This is a genomic window from Butyrivibrio sp. (genome assembly GCF_017635265.1).
Taxonomy (GTDB): Bacteria; Bacillota; Clostridia; order Lachnospirales; family Lachnospiraceae; genus Butyrivibrio.
This window is the reverse complement of the sequence record NZ_JAGBLU010000070.1, coordinates 1-21880: the sequence shown is the minus strand read 5'-3', so window position 1 is coordinate 21880 and position 21880 is coordinate 1. Positions and strand designations below refer to the sequence as shown.

The following is a 21880-nucleotide window of genomic DNA, read 5'->3' as shown; positions in this document are numbered from 1 at the left end:
AAATAAGAGCCTCATTTCCTGTTTTGAATAAGTATGAAAGGAAATGAGGCGAATTATTTTGAATTTACTGTCTCTTTGCGAATACTACCCGAGCTCTGGACAAAGCTATGGGCACAAATGGATTTTATTTTGGCTCTCGCAAGAAATTATGTTTTTTGGTGTAGTAGATATAGTAAATTGTGAAAAGAATCGTGGTGGTAATCCAGGTTAGTGGATAACTGAACTCTACTGTTTCTATGGTCTTATTGAGAGGAAAAGCTATAAGTATCCATGCCACACGAAGAACACAGATTCCACTTAAAGTAATAAACATAGGAACAAGTGCTGTTCCCATTCCTCGCAATACTCCTGATAAAACCTCAACTCCTATGTATGTGAAATAAAAAGGAGCCAGATATTTTATCATCTGAATACCAATATCTATAACCTGTCTGTCTGCTACAAAAATCTTAAGGAATATTTCACCATAGAAATATAACAGCACACTTAAAGGTATAGTAATCACAAAAGCGATATAAAATGCATATCGGGTACTTTTATGAACCCTGTCAATTTTTCCTGCACCGAAGTTTTGTCCGGCGAAAGTTGTTACTGCCGTTCCAAGGGAACTTATGGTCATCCAAAAAAGAACGTCAATCTTTCCATAGGCTGCCCAGGCGGCAGTCGCATTTTTACCGATTTCATTTATGGCAGTCTGAATGAGCATATTGGAAATTGTATACATGGTGGTCTGTATCCCTGCAGGAAGTCCAATTCTGATAATACGCTGAAGCATTTCCGTATCTATTTTTATCTTCCTGATATCAAGTCTGTATGAATCTGTGCTTTTTACAAGTATATAAACCACTATCACAGCACTTAACAACTGACATATAACCGTGGCAATAGCAACGCCAATTACCCCCATTGTGACGCTTACGCTACCCATCTTAAATCCGATTACAAATAAGAGATCCAGAAGAATATTTACAAAGCAGCTTATTATAAGCACATAGAGCGGTCTTTTGGAATCACCGATTGCCCTTAATATACCGGCTCCCATATTATAAACAAGATTCGCTACCATACCAAGGAAATATATCCTTAAATAAGCCGTAGAAGCTTCTACAATCTCCTCCGGTGTCTTCATGGCATCAATTACCCATGCTGTTGAAAAAAGTCCTATAATGGTAAAAATTATGCCTCCTACGATGGCAATGGCTATTGAGGTATGGACCGCCTTACTCACTTCTTCTTTTCTGCCGGCCCCATAAAACTGAGCAATTACAACAGATGCTCCGGTTGATAGTCCCTGAAAGAATCCCACAAAAAGGGATACAATCATTGCCGCCGAACCTCCTACAGCAGCCAGTCCATCTGCACCAACAACGCGACCAACAATTACAGCATCAACAGTATTGTAGAACTGCTGAAAAAAGGCACCAAGAAGCAGGGCTGCAAAAAAAGACAGCATCCCCGAAATAATAGATCCTTCAGTTATTTTGTTTAATGTTTTATCTTTAGTTCTCATAAAGAACCATTTTATCACAATTTGACCTCATTGGCATACTTGAAGTAAGATTAATATTAGTGAGGTTAAAAAATGTACATCAATGTAAAAAAACATATATTATCAAATGCAATTCTTTCTGTTGCAATAGTTAAGATTATAGCTGCCATAACTGAAGGCTCTATCCGGATATTTTTAAATAACAATTCCTCTGACTCCCCAACCATGTTAGATTCGATACTGTGGACCTGTCAAATCATAAGCTCTTTAATACAGATTTTCTTTATAATTATCATTTTTTACTTGTCCTGGAAAAAGCTTTGGCACTACATGAATCTGGTTCCAAAAGAAGATCAAAAAGAGATGGCTCTTTTACAACAGGAATATCTTGGAAAAAGGCTGGCTACACTTTCAGCTGCTTCTGTAAGCAGACTGCTTCAGCTTTGGGCTGTTATATTCATTTGTGCAGAGCTCATATATGACTTTTCATCCATTATGTACAGAAGATTTATCGCGATACTTATGAGCGTTTTCGATCAGGACAGCACCCTTTCAGACAGCACATTTATTCTACTTTATAACCTGACCCACGGTTTTAAGTACCTGGAGATTCTCGTGGCAATACTTCTTGGCATTGTCATGACCGGTATTTTTTTAAACGATAAATATCTTAAGCTTGCATCTTTGGTAATATTGATACTGTTTTTACTGTCATTTTCAATATTACAAATGCAGACAGTGTACCTTCTGGGGCGTGAAATAGGAATAGTATGGACATCCATAATATATCACTTCACGGAAACCCTTGGACTGATACTACTATCTGCATATCTGTCCAAAAGATATAAAGGCTTATAACAAGGCTTATACAGAAAGAATAAGTTTTCTGTTTTTTGCTCTTCTTTCTTCCTTAAGATACTTGTGTACATCAATTGCCATCGTAATAGCAAAAATTGTATTCATATAAAGATCTGCCATAATGTTTGTAAAAAAATTGTTCATAACATTTACCCCCTGTATTTATGTGGTTAATTTTTTATACGAACAATAAAAAAATATGGCAAAAGAAAAAGACTATTCATGTTATCAAAATCATGAATAGTCTTTTTACTGCGGATGACAGGACTTGAACCTGCACGTCGGAGACACTAGAACCTAAATCTAGCGCGTCTGCCAATTCCGCCACATCCGCATATTCGTATCAAACGAACAAAATAGATTATACAAACTTTAAAAGGTAATTTCAAGTATTATTCTCAAAAACCTTCTTAAGCCAGTTTCCTTTGAAATAGTAAACCACAAAGATAATTGCACTTACAGACCAGGTCAAAGGATAAGCCCAAAATATAACATTAACAACCGGAATAAATCTCACAATAATTGTAATATATGTAATTCTAAGGAGACACCAGCTTGAAAGCATTACCACCATAGGAACTGTTGTCTTTCCTGCTCCACGGTATATACCGGCAAGACAATGGTTAAGTGCCAAAAGACAATAGAACAGACTTTCTGTTCTTGCCTGAGTCGCTCCTATCATAAGAACCTCCGATTCTGAGGAAAACATCCTAAGTAATACCGGCGCAAATAAAAAGACTATCAGACCGATAAACTCAGCACAGCTTACACTTATTGCACTTCCTATAACAGCACCTTTTTTTACTCTCTGAAGTTCTTTGGCTCCCACATTCTGACTCACAAAGGTTGTTAAAGCCATAGACATGCATGTAATAGGTAAAAATACAAATCCCTCAAGTTTAAAATAGCTCCCGCATCCGGCCATCGCTGCTGATCCAAAAGCATTGATATTGGACTGTACCACAACATTGCCAATAGCAATTACACTATTTTGTATTCCGGTTGGAAATCCTATCATAAGCTCTTTTTTAATAGTTTCAGGATCCATTTTCAGTTTTCCAAAATAAATCCTATGAGGTCCCTGCACTCTGGTAAGCTTTGAAAAAGCAAGAATTGCACTGACAAACTGTGCGATAACTGTGGCAAGTGCAGCTCCCGCTATTCCCAGTCCCAAATCCCTGACAAATAAAAGATCTAAAACTGTATTTATCACAGTGCTGACCATTAGATAGTACAACGGTCTTTTAGAATCACCCATGGCCTGAAATACTCCACAGCAGGCGCTGTAAAGCACGTTTCCAAGTCCGCCAAGGAAATATATTTTAAAATAGATTACAGAATTGGGCATTACATCTGAAGGAGTCCCCATCCATCCAAGCAGAACAGGTGTAAAAAAATATCCAAATACTGTCAATACAACGCCCATAATAATCGAAAATGTAATACCTGTGTGAGCGGCGATTGCAACTCCCTTCTCGTCACCTGCTCCATATCTCTTGCCAATGATAACACTACTTCCCATAAATAAACCGTTTATAAAGCCAACCATCAAAAAGATCAGACTTCCCGTAGTGCTTACTGCAGCAAGAGCTTCTTTTCCCAGAACATTACCTACAACTACAGAATCAACAACGTTATATAGTTGCTGCAATAACTGACCAAAAAAGAGGGGGATTGCAAATAAAATGAGATTTTTAGAAATAGAACCTTTTGTCATAAGATCGCCAAACTATTCAAAGCGCAATGAAGTGCGCCAAGCCTTTCGCAAAATAAAAACCTTGCAAACTCATCGTTTACAAGGCTTCTTAATAATGAGACACGGGGGAATCGAACCCCCGACAACTTGATTAAAAGTCAAGTGCTCTACCGACTGAGCTAGTATCCCATGTATTACTATGAACAAATTTCGACGCAATATCCCGTTACGCCTAACTGGGCTAGCCGGATTCGAACCGTCGTATGCAGCAGTCAAAGTGCTGTGCCTTACCGCTTGGCGATAGCCCAACGCACTTTCGTGCAAGGGTGGCTAGAGGGACTCGAACCCTCGGTCTCCAGAACCACAATCTGGCGCGTTAACCAACTACGCTATAGCCACCATATTGTTAGGAGCACAAGTGCTATAGCTTAGCAAGTACTCTTTATTAAAAAAGATGTGCCCGAAGGGATTCGAACCCCCGACCCACGGCTTAGAAGGCCGTTGCTCTATCCAGCTGAGCTACGGACACATGAAGCGGGTGATGGGAATCGAACCCACGTATCTAGCTTGGAAGGCTAGTGTTCTACCATTGAACTACACCCGCAAAACATTTCACAACGAATTGCTTTGCTGTTTTGCATCAGGCAAGGCTGACAGCACAAGTTTCAAAACTTGAATCGGGGTGACAGGATTCGAACCTGCGACCCCCTGCTCCCAAAGCAGGTGCTCTAGCCAAACTGAGCCACACCCCGTTTGCTTTAAAAGCCTTTCGCCGTAACGCGAGATTTATTATATAATGATTCAAGCTTGATTGTCAACACATTTTTTATAATTTTTTTAACGTACTTACAGGTACTTTATTTCATAACTTATAATACCATTGTCATCCGTTGTAAGCACGATATAGCTTGGTCTTCTGCCCTCTTGTCTCGGATACGACAAACTTCCCGGATTGAACAAATATACCCCGCCCATGGTTTTGGCTACCGGTTTATGAGTATGCCCGAAAAAAATAACCTCTGCTCCTCTGGCCATTCCTTCGCTTCTAATATACTCCAAATCCATTGATACCATGTAATTATGCCCATGAGTCAAAAAAGCTCTGTGTCCGTCAAAAGAAAACTCCAACTCTCTGTTCAGATTCGAAAAAAAATCATTATTTCCTGCCACAAAATATACGGGGCAGTTCGCTGCAAGCGCATATTTTCCTTCAGAACCCTCAAAATCCCCGCAATGTATTATCCCATCTAACGGCTCTTCCAGATCAAGAACATCATAAAAATTCTTATCGCTGCCATGAGTATCACTCACAACCAAATATTTGTGCATAAATCAAATTCCTTCCCCAAGCAACTTTGCCATCTCTCTTAATGCTTTTCCCCTGTGACTTATAGCGTTTTTTTCCTCCGGGCTTATCTGCGCTGAAGTTTTCCCATAATCAGGTAAAAAGAATATCGGATCATATCCAAAACCGTTTTCTCCGGCTATTTCATATCCTATTCTGCCTTCCATTGTCCCCTGACAGGAAAATGTTTTTCCATTTGGAAGTACAGCTGAAATAGCACATACAAATCTCGCAGTTCTCTTCTCATCAGGAACTCCGTTAAGTCTCTCAATAATCTTATTATTCTTTATGATATATGAAGTGTCTTCGCCAAGATATCTTGCAGAATATATACCGGGTTCTCCACCAAGATAATCCACTTCAAGTCCTGAATCATCAGCAAGAACAATTGACTCATCCGCCTCTTCACGGCTCTTTTGACGAATCATATCATATACTGCCTTGGCTTTGATCATGGAATTCTCAGCAAAAGATGTACCATTCTCAACAATATCCCCACTGACACCGGCTTCCTTCATGGAAAGTATTTCCATTCCGAGACCGCCGAGTATCTCACGTATTTCCCTCATTTTATTGTTATTTCCCGTTGCAAATATTATTCTCATCCCTGTCTCCAATTTATTCTTCAGTATAAAGAGCTTGTATTATAGCGTCATACAGACCTTCAGCTATTTTTTTATCATCACTGCTGTTATCATACTCAACGCAGATTCTTGCTGCAGGAACCGTAGCTTCTTTTAGCAAAACATCATCTTCATCTGCTTCATATACACCTGATGCAATCGCTCCTATCTTCGTTGCCACGCTTCTTTCAGTCAAATCTGCAAATTCAGCGTTATTCATCCCTCGTAAAAAGAACTGACTGTTATAATAAGCAGATACAATATCGCTTCCCTGTTCGTCTGATATTCTTGAATTTAAAGCAATAACAAGATCTGCTGCTGTTTCCTTTAAAAGTTTACTTTTTCTTTCGTCGGAAGCAGGTTCAGTCCCAAGACCGGTAAAATAAATCTTAAGATTATTCTCTTTATCTTTGGCAGCTATTTCTTTTAGCTCAAGAGCAATATCAATAGCAGAAGCACTATCATAATCCCCTGCACCTGCCGGATCAAAAACAACAGTATAGTCATACATCTCAGACGGCTTTGCAAACTCTACTTCGATGGTGCTGTTTTCTGTAAGAGAACTTGAACTTGCATACAGATCGTTAAGCACAAAATCAAGGCAAACGCTTCCACTATCATTTTCCGTGATACATACTGCACTTTTTAAGATATTAAGGTCCGTAATTATCGCATTTTCAAGGTAAAAGCCCTCTTCCCTGCTGTCTATATAAATCTTAAGTTCATGATCTATATATCTGTCTTCCAAAACTATATCATCTGAACCTACTGTTTTGGATAATGGAATTATAAGCTTTCCAACTTGCCCTTTGCTTGCATTCTGGTCAATTAAAATATTGTACGAATCCGCGGTACTTTTCCTGTCAATATGGGTTCCCGCAGCATCTGTAATCAAAATATGCTTGGTGGCAGCTCTCTGAAGCATCACAGTAATGGATAATACTCCGAAAATGCCAGCCTTGATAGCTACTTTTTTCATTTGTTTATTATTCATAAATGAATATCCTCATCATAAGTACGCTAATACAGCATTAGTCAGCATTCTTTTTCGGAGGCTTTGGTCCCATAAACTGATAAAAATATGTCTTAATCATTCCGTTATAGATTTTTCTGTTTTTATCAGCTTTTTTACCGATATACTTTTCTGCCTGCTCAAATCCTGTAATAAGAAACATTGACCAGGAATCAAGCGACTTATATCTCTCCCCGATAGTTTTATAAAGTGAAGGCAGCTCCTTTTGATCACCGATTCTCTCTCCATATGGAGGATTGGTGATAATAAAACCGTATTTTTTTCTATGACTAAGAGCCGCAATATCTCTTGCCTGAAAATGGATCATATGATCAACTCCGGCTTTTTTAGCATTTATTCTGGCTATCTCAACCATCTCCGGATCAAGATCATATCCCTGAATATCTGTTTCAACATCAGTTAATATCTCATCTTTAGCCTCTTCTCGAACATCTTCCCAGTTCTGAGGCGTAATCAGGTGTGTCCACTTTTCAGCTGTAAAATGCCTGTTAAGTCCCGGTGCAATATGAGCTGCAATCATAGCTGCTTCTATAGGAATAGTTCCGCTTCCGCAGAAAGGATCGACTAATATTCTATCTCCATGCCAGGGCGTAAGCATTATAAGAGCAGCTGCAAGATTCTCAGCAATAGGAGCCTTGGATTCCAGCTTTCTGTAGCCTCTTTTGTGCAACGAATCGCCGGTTGTATCAAGAGCAACCGTAACTTCATCCTTCATCAGAAAAACTCTTATAGGATATTCCTCAGCATCCTCTTTAAACCAGTCTGTGTTGTAGCTTTGCTTCATTCGCTCAACAATAGCCTTTTTTACAATGGATTGTATATCAGAAGGGCTAAAGAGCTTGCTCTTAACGCTTGAAGCCTTTTTCACCCAGAACTTGCCTCTTTCAGGAATAAACTCCTCCCATGGAAGAGCCTTTATTCCCTGATACAAATCCTCAAAGCTCTCAGCATGAAAGCTTCCTACCTTAATAAGAACCCTTTCAGCTGTTCTTAGACCGATATTAGCCCTACACACAGCATCAGCATCTCCTGCAAAAGAAATTCTGCCATCTGATACTTCCGTGATATCATAGCCCAAATCGATTATTTCTTTTTTTAACACCGATTCCAAACCAAAATGGCATGGACAAATTAAATCAAATTTTTTCATCATAACTCCGATTATAACAAACAAGAAGGCATAAAAAAAGATGCATCTATATACTAGATGCATCCTCAGTGTGCGTGACAGGATTCGAACCCACGACCTTCTGGTCCGTAGCCAGACGCTCTATCCAGCTGAGCTACACGCACATATGCCATTTCGACAACAAAATATATTATATGCATGGCACGGCACTTTGTCAACACACTTTTTATATTATTTCGAAACAGGCCTTCCGTAAGGGGAATATCCGCCCTTTTCTGCTGCTTCTTCAGCTTTTGTCTCAGCTATAAGTTTCTCAATGTCAAACCTTGCAAACTCAAAACAGGCCATAATAGTTGGAGAGAACACACCGCATTCACCGTCTTTTATCATTGAATAGGCTTTATCAACAGGATATGCAGCCTTATATACTCTATCACTTACAAGTGCATCATACACATCAGCAAGAGCTGTAAGCTGAGCAGCTATAGAATTTTCTTTTCCCTTTAAACCATCGGGATACCCCTTGCCATCATACCTTTCATGGTGATGTCTGCAAATATCCCTGCAAACCTCATAGTACTCTTTATCCTGAATATCTTTGAGCATCTCAATTATCTCACTTCCTCTGGTCGTGTGAGACTTCATAACTTCAAACTCTTCTGTAGTGAGCCTTCCCGGCTTTAGAAGGATTGAATCCGGTACTGAAATCTTGCCTATATCGTGCATGGCAGATGCCTGTGTTATAACTTCGACAAGATGCGGAGTAAGCCCAAGTTCAGGATAGTTATTCATGGCAACCAGAGCCAGGATACGCACTATGCCTTTGATTCGCTTTAAGTGGTATCCTGATTCCATGCTTCTAAATTCAACAATAGTAGCTATTGTATCTATAACTCTCTCGTTGCTGTTCTTTAGCTTTTCTTCCTGCTTTTTGAGATATAAAAACTGCTTTTTCAGCACTCTGGTCTGATCATCAACCTGCTCTTCCAGATTGTTTTTGTGATCAAAAAGTTCAATGGTTCTCGAAACTCTTTTGTCAATGATTACAGGATCAAACGGCTTATGTATTACGTCTGCAGCACCTTTCTGATAGCTGGTTCTTTCGGCCTCAGTTGATGTATCAGCTGTAATCATAAGAACAGGAATGCTTTCATTAAGATTATCCTTCTTTGTCATTGCCTCCAAAACAGCATATCCGTCCATTTCAGGCATGACAATGTCAAGCAGTATTGCTGCAAGTTTGTCCTCATTCTGCTCCATGATTTTCATGGCTTCCAGGCCATCGCCAGCCTCCAGAATATTATATTTATCCTTAAAAATTTCTCCTAAGATGCCTCTGTTAATCTCATTATCATCAACAACAAGGATAGAACGATCCGCCATAATCCCTCCAGCATAATATAGTTATGCTCTTTTTCCGCTCACCGGAACAAAGCTCAATCACAAAAACATATATTTTTTATCTTACCTTTCAACGATAGCAGCACATCCCATTCCACCGCCAACGCAAAGTGTAGCAAGTCCTCTGTGAACATCTCTTCTCTGCATTTCATATAAAAGCGATACAAGAATTCTGTTTCCGGAGCATCCAACCGGATGTCCAAGTGCAATAGCACCACCGTTTACATTAAGAACATCATTGCTGAATCCAAGATCATGCTGAACAGCAACAGACTGTGCAGCAAATGCTTCATTGGCTTCGATAAGGTCAAAGTCTCCAATTGAAAGACCTGTTTTTTTCATGACCTTCTGAGTTGCCGCAACAGGTCCGATACCCATTATACTCGGCTCAACGCCTGCAAGTTCTCCGGCAATCCATGTACCAAGAGGTTTAACTCCCAGCTCTTTTGCCTTCTCTTCGCTCATTACAATTATTGCAGATGCAGCATCATTGATACCTGAAGAATTAGCAGCAGTCACAACACCGCCATCCTTTTTAAACGCCGGCTTAAGATGTGAAATTCCCTCTACCGTAACGCCTTTACGTGGGCCTTCATCCGTATCAAAAATAATAGTTTCTTTCTTTTTCTTTATTTCGACAGGAACAATTTCTTCCTTAAATTTTCCTTCTGCTATAGCCTTCTCAGCCTTATTCTGAGACCATGCAGCAAATTCATCGAGTTGCTGCCTTGTAAGATGCCACTGTTCAGCTATATTCTCTGCTGTAATTCCCATGTGATATCCGCCAAAGGCGTCTGTAAGGGCATCCTTTATCATAGCATCCTGAAGCTCTCCGGAACCCATTCGATATCCGTAACGTCCCTGCTGCATAAGGTAAGGTGCCATAGACATATTCTCCATACCACCTGCCACAATAATATCAGCATCGCCCATTCCTATAAGTTTTGCAGCCAGATTTACGCAGTGCAGTCCTGATCCGCAAAGGACATTGATAGTTGTAGCCGGTACTTCTACAGGAATTCCTGCATTTATTGCTGACTGTCTTGCAGGATTCTGTCCAAGACCTGCCTGAATAACACAGCCCATATATACTTCATCTACCTGCTCCGGTTTAACTCCGGCTCTTTTTAAAGCTTCCTTTATAACGATTGCGCCAAGTGCAGGTGCCGGCGTTGTTGAAAGGGTTCCACCCATTGTTCCGATAGCTGTTCTGCATGCTCCGGCTAATACTACTTTTCTTGCCATATTTACCTCCATTTTTTGAAAAAAGAAGTGGCAAAAGATATAAAATCTGCCGCCACTTCTATTTTATCATTTTATTGTGAATATCTCAACGTAATTGAGATTTATATCAACCCTTTGCTGCAAGAGCTTCTTTAATCTTCTTTGTAAGGGCGGGAACAATCTTATTAAGATCTCCAACTACACCATAATCAGCTACGTCAAAGATAGGTGCATTCTCATCTTTGTTGATGGCGATGATGATGTCAGACTCTTCCATACCTGCAACGTGCTGGATAGCTCCGGAAATACCAATTGCAAAGTAAAGCTGAGGTCTTACTGTCTTACCTGTCTGTCCAACCTGAAGATCCTTTGGCTTCCAGCCTGAATCTACAACTGCACGTGAGCAGGAAACTGTTCCGCCCAGAGCCTCTGCAAGATCATCAAGAATCTTGAAGTTCTCAGCACTTCCAACACCACGGCCACCTGATACGAGAATCTTGGCTGCCTGAATGTCAGCAACAGAAGAAGCTTCTTTTACAATCTTGAGGATTTCTGTATAGCAATCGTTCTCTTCGAATCCAGGGTTGAACTCAACAACTTCTGCCTTAGCACCCTTAATTGGATCAATCTTCTGCATAACGCCCGGACGAACTGTAGCCATCTGAGGACGGAAATCAGGACATGCGATTGTTGCGATTGTATTTCCACCAAATGCAGGTCTTGTCATAAGGAGCTGTTTGTGCTTAGTCTCTCTGGCAGGTGATGGCTCAAGCGGGAAATCACCAATGTCAAGACTTGTACAGTCAGCTGTAAGACCTGTATGTACTCTTGATGATACTCTTGGGCCAAGGTCTCTTCCGATAGCTGTAGCACCAACAAGAAGGATTTCAGGTTTAAACTCATCAATTACGGAAGCAAGAGCATGTGTATAAGGCTCTGTTCTGTAATCCTTAAGAGCCGGATCATCAACTACGATAACTCTATCTGCACCATATTCAGCGAGTTTGTCCACAAGACCTTTTACATCGCTTCCAAGAAGTACAGCAGTAACTTTTTTCTCATCGAGGTCTTCTGCAAGACTCTTTGCTTTGCCCAGAAGTTCAAGTGCAATACTTGAAAGTTCATTGTCTACCTGCTGAGCAAATATAAACACACCTTTATATTCTTCTAAAGACATGACTTTTCTCCTTTATCATTTCAAATTTTTACTTTATTACGTGATATACGCATGACTCAGATTACATGCTTCTCTTTAAGTTTACCTACGATATAATCAACTGCTTCCTCAGCTGAATCAGGAGCAACTTTCTCGCCCTGACCCTTCTTAACCTTGTCAGAAGCCTTTGCGATCTGTGTAGGTGATCCCTTAAGACCAAGGTTTGAATCGTCAACGTCCTTAAGATCTGCTCTGCCCCAAACAGTAACTTCCTTTTCAAATGCATCAAAAATTCCGCCCGGAGTCATGTATCTAGGTTCGTTAAGCTCTGAAAGAGCTGTAACAAGGCAAGGCATCTTAGCCTTTACAATGTGATATCTGTCTTCAAACTGTCTCTTAACTTCAACAGTACGAGCCTTCTCATCAACTTTGATTTCTTCTGCATATGAGATTACAGGAAGGTGAAGATGTTCAGAAATCTGAGGACCAACCTGAGCTGTATCTCCATCAATAGCCTGACGACCTGTGATGATAAGATCATACTCAAGGTTTCTGAGTGCTCCTGCAATAGTAGAAGATGTTGCCCATGTATCTGCGCCGCCGAGTACTCTATCTGTGACAAGGACAGCCTTGTCTGCGCCCATGGCAAAAGCTTCTCTAAGAACAGCATCAGCCTTTGGAAGTCCCATTGTAAGAACTGTAACCTCTGCTCCATACTGATCCTTTAATCTAAGTGCTGCTTCAAGTCCTGCTTTGTCATCAGGATTCATGATAGCAAGCATTGCACCTCTATCCAATGTTCCATCGGGTTTGAACTTAACGCCGCCCTTTGTATCAGGGACCTGCTTAATGCAAACAACTACTTTCATTATATTTTCTCCTTTTTATTTTTTTCAAGCTGACGTTCTGCTCCCGCACTTCGTGCTCGTCAGAACTAAGTAGTACACTAAGCTCGAAAGAACCTTCCCAAGTGATTACTTAAGCAATGCACCGGAAATAACCATTCTCTGAACTTCAGATGTACCTTCGTAGATCTCTGTGATCTTAGCATCGCGCATCATACGCTCTACTTCGTACTCTCTGATGTATCCGTAACCACCGTGAAGCTGAACAGCCTTTGTAGTTACATCCATAGCAACTTCTGCAGCAAAGAGTTTTGCCTTTGCAGCTTCAACGCCATAATAGTCTTTGTTCTTCTTTGCATCTGCAGCCTGATAAACAAGGAGTTTTGCTGCCTCACACTGTGTAGCCATATTTGCAAGCTGGAACTGAGTATTCTGGAATGCTCCGATAGATCTTCCGAACTGCTTTCTCTCTTTTACATACTCAACTGTTCTGTCAAGGGCACCTTCAGCGATACCAAGAGCCTGAGCAGCGATACCAATACGTCCGCCATCAAGAGTATGCATAGCGATAGGGAATCCCTTTTCGCGAGCACCAAGAAGATTTTCAGCCGGAATATGACAATCCTGGAAAATAAGCTCGTATGTGGATGAACCACGGATACCCATCTTGTTTTCTTTTGTTCCGAAAGTGAATCCGGGAGTATCTTTCTCAACGATGAATGCTGAGAACTTCTTCTGTTTTCTGCCCTTCTTATCTTCTACGATATCTGTGTAAGCGATGATGATATAAATATCAGCTTCCTTACCGTTTGTGATAAAGCACTTAGAACCGTTAAGGATCCATTCCTTACCATCCTCTGAAAGAACAGCCTTAGTCTGAACTCCCTGCGCATCTGTACCGGCCATAGGCTCTGTAAGTCCGAAAGCACCAAGCTTTTCGCCCTTAGCAAGAGGTACCAGATATTTCTGCTTCTGTTCTTCTGTACCATATGTCATGATAGGATCACAGCAAAGTGATGTGTGTGCAGATACGATAACTGCTGTTGTACCACAAACCTTTGCAAGCTCCTCTACACACATAACGTATGTAAGAGGATCACAACCCTGTCCACCGTACTCCTTTGGAATCGGAATACCCATGAAACCATATTTCTGCATTTTTGCAACTGTTTCCCTTGGGAAAACTTCTGTCTCGTCAACGTCTATTGCATGTGGCTTTACTTCTTTTTCTGCAAATTCTTTAAAAAGAGCTCTAGCCATTTCATGTTGCTGATCAAGCTGAAAATCCATTATTTTTTTCCTCCGAATCATTTTAATCATTTAAATCTATAATATAGTTAGGCGCGGTCTGTAGGAACTTTGTTTCCATCTGCGTAGTTGTAGAAACCAATTCCGGTCTTAACACCAAGCTTCTTACCACGAACCATCTTACGAAGAAGTGGGCAAGCACGATACTTGGAATCACCTGTCTCTGAATAGAGAACATCCATAATAGCAAGAACGATATCAAGTCCAATGTAATCGCCAAGTTCCAATGGTCCCATTGGGTGATTACATCCAAGCTTCATAGCTGTATCGATACCCTGAATATCTGAAACTCCTTCTGAATATACGAAGATACCTTCGTTGATCATAGGAACAAGAATTCTGTTTACAACGAATCCTGCTGCTTCATTAACCTGTACAGGTGTCTTTCCAAGATCTTCAGAAATCTTTTTGATCTTCTCTACCATATCATCAGGAGTATTAGCACCCTGAATAACTTCAACAAGCTTCATAACAGGAGCCGGGTTGAAGAAGTGCATACCGATGATAGGCTTTGAAAGACCTGAGCCAATCTCTGTGATTGAGAGAGATGATGTGTTTGAAGCAAAAATACAATCAGGATTCTTAACGATATTATCCTGAAGTTCCTTAAAGAGGTTCTTCTTGATATCCATAACCTCAAGAGCAGCCTCAACTACAAGATCAGCATCAGCACAGATGTCGTTAAGACCTGTCTGAATCTTACCCATGATCTTATCAGCTTCTTCCTGAGTTTTCTTTCCCTTAGCAACCTGCTTATCAAGACCTTTCTTGATCTTTGCACATCCGCCCTCAGCGAACTCAGTCTTGATATCGCAAAGATAAACCTTCTCTACAGACTCAGCCTGAGCAAATGTCTGTGCAATTCCTGATCCCATTGTACCTGCGCCAATAACAGCTACCTTCATTTTAAAATCCTCCTAAAAATAATTTTTTATGTGTATAAGGAAGTTCCGCTCTCACTTTCGTTCGCCGGAACACGTTCGAACCAGACTCAAAAATACTTCGCCAGGTTCTCTCAGCCATTTTTAAAAGCTACAACCTTAACTTTTGCAGGATCATCTTTCTTTCTGAGGAAGTTAGCCATTCCCTCTTTCTGATCCTCTGTCTCGAAGCATGAACCAAAGAGCTTTTCTTCGATAACGATTGCTTCATCTATATCTGTCTGAAGTCCGTCATTGATTGCTTTCTTGCATGCACGAACAGCGATAGGAGCACTAGCTGCGATCTGAGAAGCCATCTTCTCTGCAGCTGCCATGAGCTCTTCCTGTGGATAAACTGCATTAACAAGACCAATTCTAAGAGCTTCATCAGCTTTAATATTGCGAGCTGTGTAAATAAGCTGCTTAGCCATTCCTGCACCAATAAGACGAGCAAGTCTCTGTGTTCCGCCAAATCCAGGTGTGATTCCCAGACCAACCTCAGGCTGACCAAACATAGCGTTCTCTGAGCAGATACGAATATCGCAGCTCATTGAAATCTCACATCCACCACCAAGAGCAAATCCATTAACTGCAGCAATTACAGGAACAGGGAACTGCTCGATCTTGCGGAAGATATCATTTCCTTTTTTACCAAAAGCTTCGCCTTCAGCCTTTGTAAGTGTGCTCATCTCTCCGATGTCAGCACCTGCAACAAATGATTTCTCCCCGGCACCTGTAAGAACAACTGCTCTTACAACGCCTGTATCAATAGCATCAAATGTTGCTTCAAGGTCATCAAGAACCTGTGAATTAAGCGCATTAAGTGCTTCAGGACGATTGATTGTAACGATTGCAACGTTTTCTTTTAACTCGCAATTAACAAATCCCATTTTTCATTCTCCTTTATATTTATTAGTGATATACGCATGACTTCATAAGGTAGTTCCAGCTCTCACATTTGTTCGCTGGAACACGCGCACACTAGGCTCAAAAAAACTTCGCCAAGTGTTTACAGCCCTCATGTATGTTCGGTCTTCAAGCTAAATCAGTCTGTATCGTGCAAGCACGACAGACTGATTCAGTTTGAATCCCTTTATCACTCATATTTCTCAACGATAGTAGCGCATCCCATTCCGCCACCGATACAAAGAGTAGCAAGACCCTTCTTGGCATCGTCTCTCTTCTGCATCTCATGAAGAAGAGTTACAAGGATACGGCATCCTGATGCTCCAACAGGGTGTCCAAGTGCAATAGCACCACCGTTAACATTAACCTTATTCATATCAAATCCAAGTTCCTTGGCAACAGCAACTGACTGAGCAGCAAATGCTTCGTTAGCCTCGATAAGATCAATATCATCAAGTGAAAGCTCTGTCTTCTTAAGGACTTTCTTTGTAGCTGCAACAGGTCCGATACCCATAACTTCAGGCTCAACACCTGCAAGAGCTCCGCCTACCCATGTAGCCATAGGCTTGATTCCAAGTTCTTTTGCCTTCTCTTCGCTCATAACAACTATTGCAGCAGCACCATCATTGATACCTGAAGCGTTACCGGCTGTTACAAGTCCGCCCTCTTTACCAGAGCAGCATTTAAGTTTTGAAAGTGTCTCTACTGTTGTGCCGGCACGAGGACCCTCATCAACCTTGAACTCAACCATTTCCTTTTTAACCTTTACAGGAACAGGAACGATCTCGTCGTTGAATCTGCCGGATGCCTGCGCCTTCTCACATTTCTGCTGTGAGTTTGCTGAGAACTCATCAAGTTCCTGTCTTGTAAGTCCCCATCTATCGCAGATATTCTCTGCTGTGATCATCATGTGATAGTGATTGAAAGCATCTGTAAGAGCATCGTTTACCATTGTATCTACAACTGTTCCGTTGTTCATACGATATCCGAAACGTGCATTTGGAAGTGCATAAGGAGCCATAGACATGTTCTCCATACCACCAGCAACAACTATATCAGCCTCGCCAGCCTTGATAAGGTCAGCAGCCATGTTGACACAGTTAAGACCAGAACCGCAAACTACATTGATTGTAACTGCAGGAGTCTCGATCGGAAGACCAGCCTTGATTGAAGCCTGTCTTGCTACGTTCTGTCCAAGTCCGGCCTGGATAACGCATCCCATGAGTACCTCATCAACCATTTCAGGCTTAACACCTGCACGGTTAAGTGCCTCCTTGATTACGATTGAACCAAGTTCTGCTGCAGGAGTATTGCTAAGAGCTCCGCCCATCTTGCCAATAGCTGTTCTCACTGCACCCGCTAAAACTACTTTCTGTGCCATAAAGTATTACCTCCGTTTTTTGGGACATGTCTATGTCCATTTTTTTATTAAGTTTTTTCTTTAAAAAAATATGCTTGATAAATTTTTATCAGAACAGAATAATTTTAGCACACAGTATAGTCAAATGCAACAAAAATAGCCCCCTTTCGGGAGCTATTTTATAAAAAATCTATAAATTGATATTTAATTAACGAAATCATACTTCGGGCTCAATCATTCCGTATGTGTTTCCTTTTCTCTTGTATACTACGCTTACCATATCTGTCTCAGCGTTTACAAATACGAAGAAATTGTGTCCCAAAAGTTCCATCTGTACACATGCATCTTCAGGATACATTGGCTTTGGATCAAACTTTTTCAAACGCTCAATTCGAATCTCATCTTCGTCAAAGTCTTCACTTTCAATGTACTCTTTCTTGAAGTTGCTTGCCTCTGCCTGTTGCTTGTCAACAAGCTTGCTCTTGTACTTTTTGAGCTGTCTCTCAATAACCTCTTCTACAAGGTCTATCGAAACATACATATCGTTACTGATCTGCTCAGCACGAATAATCTTACCTTTTACAGGAATGGTCACCTCAATTTTATGTCGCTCCTTATCGACATTTAATGTGACGTTGGCATTAGTATCAGGAGTAAAATACTTTTCAAGCTTACCAATTTTCTCCTCTACTGCTGCACGAAGTCCTGGTGTAACATCAATGTTCTTTCCAACGATCGTAAATTTCATGCAATCATCCCCTTTGCTACTAAAATGTATAACATATTATAGCATTTATCTGACAATTTAGCCAACCTATTACACCATTTGAATCCTAATCTTTTTATAAACTAAAAATATACACCCCAAAATATCTATCGTTTTCTATTGCATAAAATTCACTTGTAAGCATCATTTCTGTGGACAATGTGGATAATTTCGTGCATAAGTTGATAATCAGGCATTCTTAAAAAGTGGATTGTGGATAACTTTTTTTTGCAATTAAACATTAATTATTTATTACATATGTTGATTTAGGGAGTATGCACAAAAAACGAGAAATGCCCACTCGGAATCTTCGATTCCTCGTTTCATGGCATTCGCCATATATAAATAAAAAGAAGTGACAATATATGAGCAAGCTCATATTGTCACTTCTTTTTATTTATGCATTTCTCATTTTTAGAATATCCTTCTTACAGCAAGTACTGTACGATAATCAGCACTGGAAATCTTAATACCTGTCTTGGCTGTTGATGCATGTACTATCTGTCCGTTACCAATATAGATAGCTACATGACCTGAATAACATATAATATCACCGGGCTGTGCATTGGCAAGGCCATCAACCGCTGAACCAACACTTCTGTCAGCACCGGAAGAATGCGGAAGGCTTACACCAAAGTTTGCATATACACTCATTACAAAGCCTGAGCAGTCAGCACCGTTTGTAAGAGATGTTCCACCATATACATAAGGATTACCAACAAACTGCTGAGCAAACTGAGCAACTGCAGATCCGATTGAACTTGTAGCAGTTGTATATGAGCTTGCTGCATTGTAGCTTGATGAACCGGATGTCTTTGAAGTATTTGACTTAGCTGCAGCATTAGCAGCCTCTCTTGCAGCCTTTTCCTTAGCAAGTCGCGCTTCCTCTTCTTCTTTTGACTCAGCCTCTACGAACTCAGTTGAAAGTGTTACGTAGTCAAGTGATACATAACCATCACCTTCCTCGATACTTACCTTAACCCAACCGTCAAGTTCTTCCTCTACAACAAGTTCGTCTTCGATAGGAACCAGACCAAGTACTTCTTCATCAAGTCCGGGACCGCTTCTTACCTTAAGAGTAGTAGTCGTAACAGTAGCAATTCTTGTTCCTACTTCCTTGGCAAGTTCAACTGCATCATCACCTGTTACACAATACTCCGCCTTAACATATCCTTCAACGGATCCTGACTTAATCTTGTACCAGCCGTTCTCTTCTTCAATAAAGTAACCGACTGACTTGTCGTATAACTTACCAATAATTTCTCCGTCTTCTTCACTGGGAAGATCACGGACATTAACATAATCATTGACTTTCGCAATAACAAGGGACTTAAAAAGTTCTTCTTCAGAATCTTCAGAGCTCTCATTGGTCGCTGAATCATCCTTATTACTGATTACTGCTCCTGTAGCTTTCTGAATATCCTTAAGAATATTATCAGTAATAGTTGATGCAAGTGGTGTCTCATCTGTTACAGCAGATGAAGACTCAATATCTTTTTCAGCACCACTGCTTGCTGAAACTGAAGTGGACTCTTCTTTGGATACTTCCTTAGAAGCCTCTTCGCTTGCAGACTGCTGCAAAGCCGAAAGAGAAACCTGATTATTACCTAATGCATATGTTATACCTGCCTGTGGCAGTACACTCGTCACCTTGTTGGAAGATGCACCTGCATCTACACTCAAACTTGAAAAGGTTATTGCAGCTACAACACTCATAGCCATTAGCTGCATGTTAGCTTTTTTCAAAATGGGCCTCCAATTGTTACATAAATTGTTACAAAAAAATTCACATCTTTTAACAATATACGCCCTTTAAACATTTTTGTCAAATTTTATCAATTTTTAACCTTTTAAAGCTTGCTTTTTGTTCAATTTAAAGAACTACCGCTCCAGTTCTTATTTTTCTTTTCCTACCAGGAAATCCTGCACGCTGGTTACTGCATTTGCTCCATCAGCAACAGCTGTAACTATCTGACGAAGCCTCTTCTTTCTGGAGTCACCTGCAACAAATATGCCGGGAGCTGATGTTTTTCCATCTTCGCCTGCAATTACATAACCGCCTTCGTCACATTCAACAACATCTGCAAAAAGATCTGTTGAAGGATGAATGCCTATTGCAATAAAGATTCCGTCAACATTAACATCTGACATTTCCTTTGATTTAACATTCTCCACCTTTAAGTGAGTAACTTTATCTTCACCCTTGATTTCTTTTACAACACTATCCCAGATAACTTCCACATTATCCAGTCCAAAGAGCTCATCCTGAAGGATCTTTGTAGCTCTAAGTTCATCTCTTCTGTGAATGAGATAAACCTTCTTGCAAAATCTTGCAAGGAAGATAGCATCTTCAACAGCAACATCACCACCACCGTTTACTGCAGTAACCTTATCGCGGTAAAAAGCTCCATCGCATGTAGCGCAGTATGATACACCCTTTCCGATATATTCCTCTTCTCCGGGAACTCCGAGTTTTGAGTGATGGGCTCCTGTCGCAAGAATAACTGTATGAGTTTCATACTCACCATTGTCAGTCTTTACTTTATATACAGGTGCCTTATCATCTGAACCTTTATCAATGCACTCTACACCTGTTACTGTGGCATCAACAAATTCAGCGCAGAGTTTATCAGCGTGTTCTCTGAACTTCATACCAAGGTCAAAACCATTTACTCCCGGAATCCCAAGATAATTGTCTACCTCGTATGTGTCAATGATCTGGCCTCCGCTTACAGGATTTTTTTCTATAATGATCATATTTAAACCTGCTCTTTTAGCATATACAGCAGCTGATAAACCGGCAGGTCCTGAACCAATAATTACTAAATCGTACATAAAATACCTCCTATTCATAATTGTTTATATTTAATTGTGTACAATTTGATTGTAGCATGTTTTTATGGTTTGTAAAGTACTTTTTTAAATCCATCCACCGTCAATTGTTATTATTTGTCCGGTCATGTATAAAGGCGCTTCTGCAACCATTGTTACAAGGTTTGCAACTTCCTTTGCATCCCCCATTCTCCCCATTGGTATTTCATCAGCAAGCTCATCCAATTCTTCACCGGTCAGATGCTTTCTGTTCATGTCTGTATCTATCACTCCGCAGCACACTGCATTTACCTGAATGTTACTTGGTGCCAGCTCCTTTGCCAGAGCTCTGGTAAAAGAATTAACGCCGCCTTTCGATGCTGAATAAGCAACTTCACAGGATGCACCTGCATTTCCCCATACGGATGAAATATTTATTATTCTTCCGCTATGTTTTCTTACCATAATCGGAACTGCGTGTTTTGAGGTGTTAAAAAGGCTGTCAAGATTAGTAGACATAAGCCTCCTCCAGTCTTTTTCCTCCATGTCTGTCATAAGTCCCAACCAGGCTATTCCGGCATTGTTCACCAAAATATCAATATCCTCTATCTGTCGAAATAATTCTTTTACCTCTCCATAATCACCAACATCACATTTATAAACATGACAGGATATACCATGTTCCTGCTCAAGCTCTTTTCCAAGCCTTGTAAGTTCATCAATATTATTAATACAGGTCAAAAAAAGTTCATCTTTTTTCCCGGCAAAAGAAACAGCAATTTCCCTGCCAATTCCTCTTGACGCTCCTGTTATAAGCACTTTCCTGTTCATATATTAAATCCTTTCCAAAAATGATCAGTCATCATTATAAATCAGAACCACCGGCTTAGCCGGTGGTTTGTTCTGGCCCTATAAGGGCCTGTTGCCGGCACTGAGTCTAAAGACTCGCCGAATGGTTCGCCAGCCGCAACATCATTTTCCTACAGAGCCCCCTGGGCTCATTTTTATTT

20 protein-coding genes and 8 tRNA genes are annotated in these 21880 nt (G+C 40.5%); 1 reads left to right on the top strand and 27 read right to left on the bottom strand.

All coding sequences use genetic code 11. From position 1 onward, the window contains the following. Positions 1 to 124 precede the first annotated feature (124 nt). Entirely contained in the window at positions 125 to 1510 is a 1386-nt protein-coding gene (locus J6O61_RS08560; RefSeq protein ID WP_292211951.1) for an MATE family efflux transporter, read from the bottom strand. 72 nt (positions 1511 to 1582) lie between these two features. Between J6O61_RS08560 and J6O61_RS08555 the strand changes: the two genes are divergently transcribed. After that, positions 1583 to 2347: a hypothetical protein gene (locus tag J6O61_RS08555; RefSeq protein WP_292211949.1), complete on the top strand. Its 765-nt coding sequence runs from the start codon at positions 1583 to 1585 to the stop codon at positions 2345 to 2347. Positions 2348 to 2353: 6 nt separating this feature from the next. Here the strand turns inward: J6O61_RS08555 and J6O61_RS08550 are convergent, their stop codons facing one another. The 26 genes from J6O61_RS08550 to ymfI all read right to left on the bottom strand — a co-directional run bounded on the left by J6O61_RS08550 (position 2354) and on the right by ymfI (position 21701). Beyond that, positions 2354 to 2491, bottom strand: coding sequence for a hypothetical protein (locus J6O61_RS08550; RefSeq protein WP_292211947.1), 138 nt, complete (start codon positions 2489 to 2491; stop codon positions 2354 to 2356). A 109-nt stretch (positions 2492 to 2600) separates the two neighbouring features. Further along, a tRNA-Leu gene (locus J6O61_RS08545) sits at positions 2601 to 2681 on the bottom strand. A 51-nt stretch (positions 2682 to 2732) separates the two neighbouring features. Next, positions 2733 to 4064, bottom strand: coding sequence for an MATE family efflux transporter (locus tag J6O61_RS08540; RefSeq protein ID WP_292211945.1), 1332 nt, complete (start codon positions 4062 to 4064; stop codon positions 2733 to 2735). Between the two features lie 95 nt (positions 4065 to 4159). Then, a tRNA-Lys gene (locus J6O61_RS08535) sits at positions 4160 to 4232 on the bottom strand. A gap of 47 nt (positions 4233 to 4279) precedes the next feature. Beyond that, a tRNA-Gln gene (locus J6O61_RS08530) sits at positions 4280 to 4351 on the bottom strand. Between the two features lie 17 nt (positions 4352 to 4368). Then, a tRNA-His gene (locus J6O61_RS08525) sits at positions 4369 to 4442 on the bottom strand. Positions 4443 to 4498: 56 nt separating this feature from the next. Then, positions 4499 to 4572, bottom strand: a tRNA-Arg gene (locus J6O61_RS08520). A gap of 4 nt (positions 4573 to 4576) precedes the next feature. Continuing rightward, positions 4577 to 4647: transfer RNA gene (locus J6O61_RS08515), tRNA-Gly, on the bottom strand. A 73-nt stretch (positions 4648 to 4720) separates the two neighbouring features. Then, positions 4721 to 4795 (bottom strand) — tRNA-Pro (locus J6O61_RS08510). A gap of 94 nt (positions 4796 to 4889) precedes the next feature. Further along, on the bottom strand, positions 4890 to 5372 hold the full coding sequence (locus J6O61_RS08505) for a metallophosphoesterase (RefSeq protein WP_292211943.1): 483 nt from the start codon (positions 5370 to 5372) through the stop codon (positions 4890 to 4892). Positions 5373 to 5375: 3 nt separating this feature from the next. Then, positions 5376 to 5993 (bottom strand): RdgB/HAM1 family non-canonical purine NTP pyrophosphatase, encoded by a 618-nt coding sequence (gene rdgB / locus J6O61_RS08500; RefSeq protein ID WP_292211941.1) that lies wholly within the window; start codon positions 5991 to 5993, stop codon positions 5376 to 5378. A gap of 13 nt (positions 5994 to 6006) precedes the next feature. Then, positions 6007 to 7005, bottom strand: coding sequence for a hypothetical protein (locus J6O61_RS08495; RefSeq protein ID WP_292211937.1), 999 nt, complete (start codon positions 7003 to 7005; stop codon positions 6007 to 6009). A 37-nt stretch (positions 7006 to 7042) separates the two neighbouring features. After that, a complete protein-coding gene (locus J6O61_RS08490) occupies positions 7043 to 8194 on the bottom strand; it encodes a THUMP domain-containing class I SAM-dependent RNA methyltransferase (RefSeq protein ID WP_292211934.1) in 1152 nt (383 codons plus the stop codon). A gap of 69 nt (positions 8195 to 8263) precedes the next feature. Further along, positions 8264 to 8337: transfer RNA gene (locus J6O61_RS08485), tRNA-Arg, on the bottom strand. Positions 8338 to 8404: 67 nt separating this feature from the next. Continuing rightward, positions 8405 to 9556 (bottom strand): HD domain-containing phosphohydrolase, encoded by a 1152-nt coding sequence (locus tag J6O61_RS08480; protein WP_292211932.1) that lies wholly within the window; start codon positions 9554 to 9556, stop codon positions 8405 to 8407. Positions 9557 to 9637: 81 nt separating this feature from the next. Then, positions 9638 to 10819 carry an acetyl-CoA C-acetyltransferase gene (locus J6O61_RS08475; protein ID WP_292211929.1) on the bottom strand — a complete coding sequence of 394 codons (1182 nt, stop codon included), beginning with the start codon at positions 10817 to 10819 and terminating at the stop codon, positions 9638 to 9640. Positions 10820 to 10925: 106 nt separating this feature from the next. Continuing rightward, entirely contained in the window at positions 10926 to 11975 is a 1050-nt protein-coding gene (locus tag J6O61_RS08470) for an electron transfer flavoprotein subunit alpha/FixB family protein (RefSeq protein WP_292211926.1), read from the bottom strand. A gap of 56 nt (positions 11976 to 12031) precedes the next feature. Further along, on the bottom strand, positions 12032 to 12823 hold the full coding sequence (locus tag J6O61_RS08465) for an electron transfer flavoprotein subunit beta/FixA family protein (protein WP_292211923.1): 792 nt from the start codon (positions 12821 to 12823) through the stop codon (positions 12032 to 12034). A 105-nt stretch (positions 12824 to 12928) separates the two neighbouring features. Next, the gene (locus J6O61_RS08460; protein ID WP_292211921.1) at positions 12929 to 14089 is read right to left on the bottom strand and encodes an acyl-CoA dehydrogenase; all 1161 of its coding nucleotides are present in this window, start codon (positions 14087 to 14089) and stop codon (positions 12929 to 12931) included. A 47-nt stretch (positions 14090 to 14136) separates the two neighbouring features. After that, positions 14137 to 15012 carry a 3-hydroxyacyl-CoA dehydrogenase family protein gene (locus J6O61_RS08455; RefSeq protein WP_292211919.1) on the bottom strand — a complete coding sequence of 292 codons (876 nt, stop codon included), beginning with the start codon at positions 15010 to 15012 and terminating at the stop codon, positions 14137 to 14139. A gap of 110 nt (positions 15013 to 15122) precedes the next feature. Beyond that, positions 15123 to 15917, bottom strand: a complete 795-nt coding sequence (locus tag J6O61_RS08450; protein WP_292211916.1) for an enoyl-CoA hydratase-related protein — start codon at positions 15915 to 15917, stop codon at positions 15123 to 15125. A gap of 206 nt (positions 15918 to 16123) precedes the next feature. Then, positions 16124 to 17314 (bottom strand): acetyl-CoA C-acetyltransferase, encoded by a 1191-nt coding sequence (locus J6O61_RS08445; RefSeq protein ID WP_292211914.1) that lies wholly within the window; start codon positions 17312 to 17314, stop codon positions 16124 to 16126. Between the two features lie 196 nt (positions 17315 to 17510). Further along, on the bottom strand, positions 17511 to 18041 hold the full coding sequence (gene hpf / locus J6O61_RS08440) for a ribosome hibernation-promoting factor, HPF/YfiA family (protein WP_292211913.1): 531 nt from the start codon (positions 18039 to 18041) through the stop codon (positions 17511 to 17513). 432 nt (positions 18042 to 18473) lie between these two features. Beyond that, positions 18474 to 19805, bottom strand: a complete 1332-nt coding sequence (locus J6O61_RS08435; protein WP_292211910.1) for a C40 family peptidase — start codon at positions 19803 to 19805, stop codon at positions 18474 to 18476. Positions 19806 to 19955: 150 nt separating this feature from the next. Next, positions 19956 to 20894, bottom strand: coding sequence for a thioredoxin-disulfide reductase (trxB, locus tag J6O61_RS08430; protein ID WP_292211908.1), 939 nt, complete (start codon positions 20892 to 20894; stop codon positions 19956 to 19958). Positions 20895 to 20978: 84 nt separating this feature from the next. Further along, positions 20979 to 21701: an elongation factor P 5-aminopentanone reductase gene (gene ymfI, locus J6O61_RS08425; RefSeq protein WP_292211905.1), complete on the bottom strand. Its 723-nt coding sequence runs from the start codon at positions 21699 to 21701 to the stop codon at positions 20979 to 20981. Between the last annotated feature and the right edge of the window lie 179 nt (positions 21702 to 21880).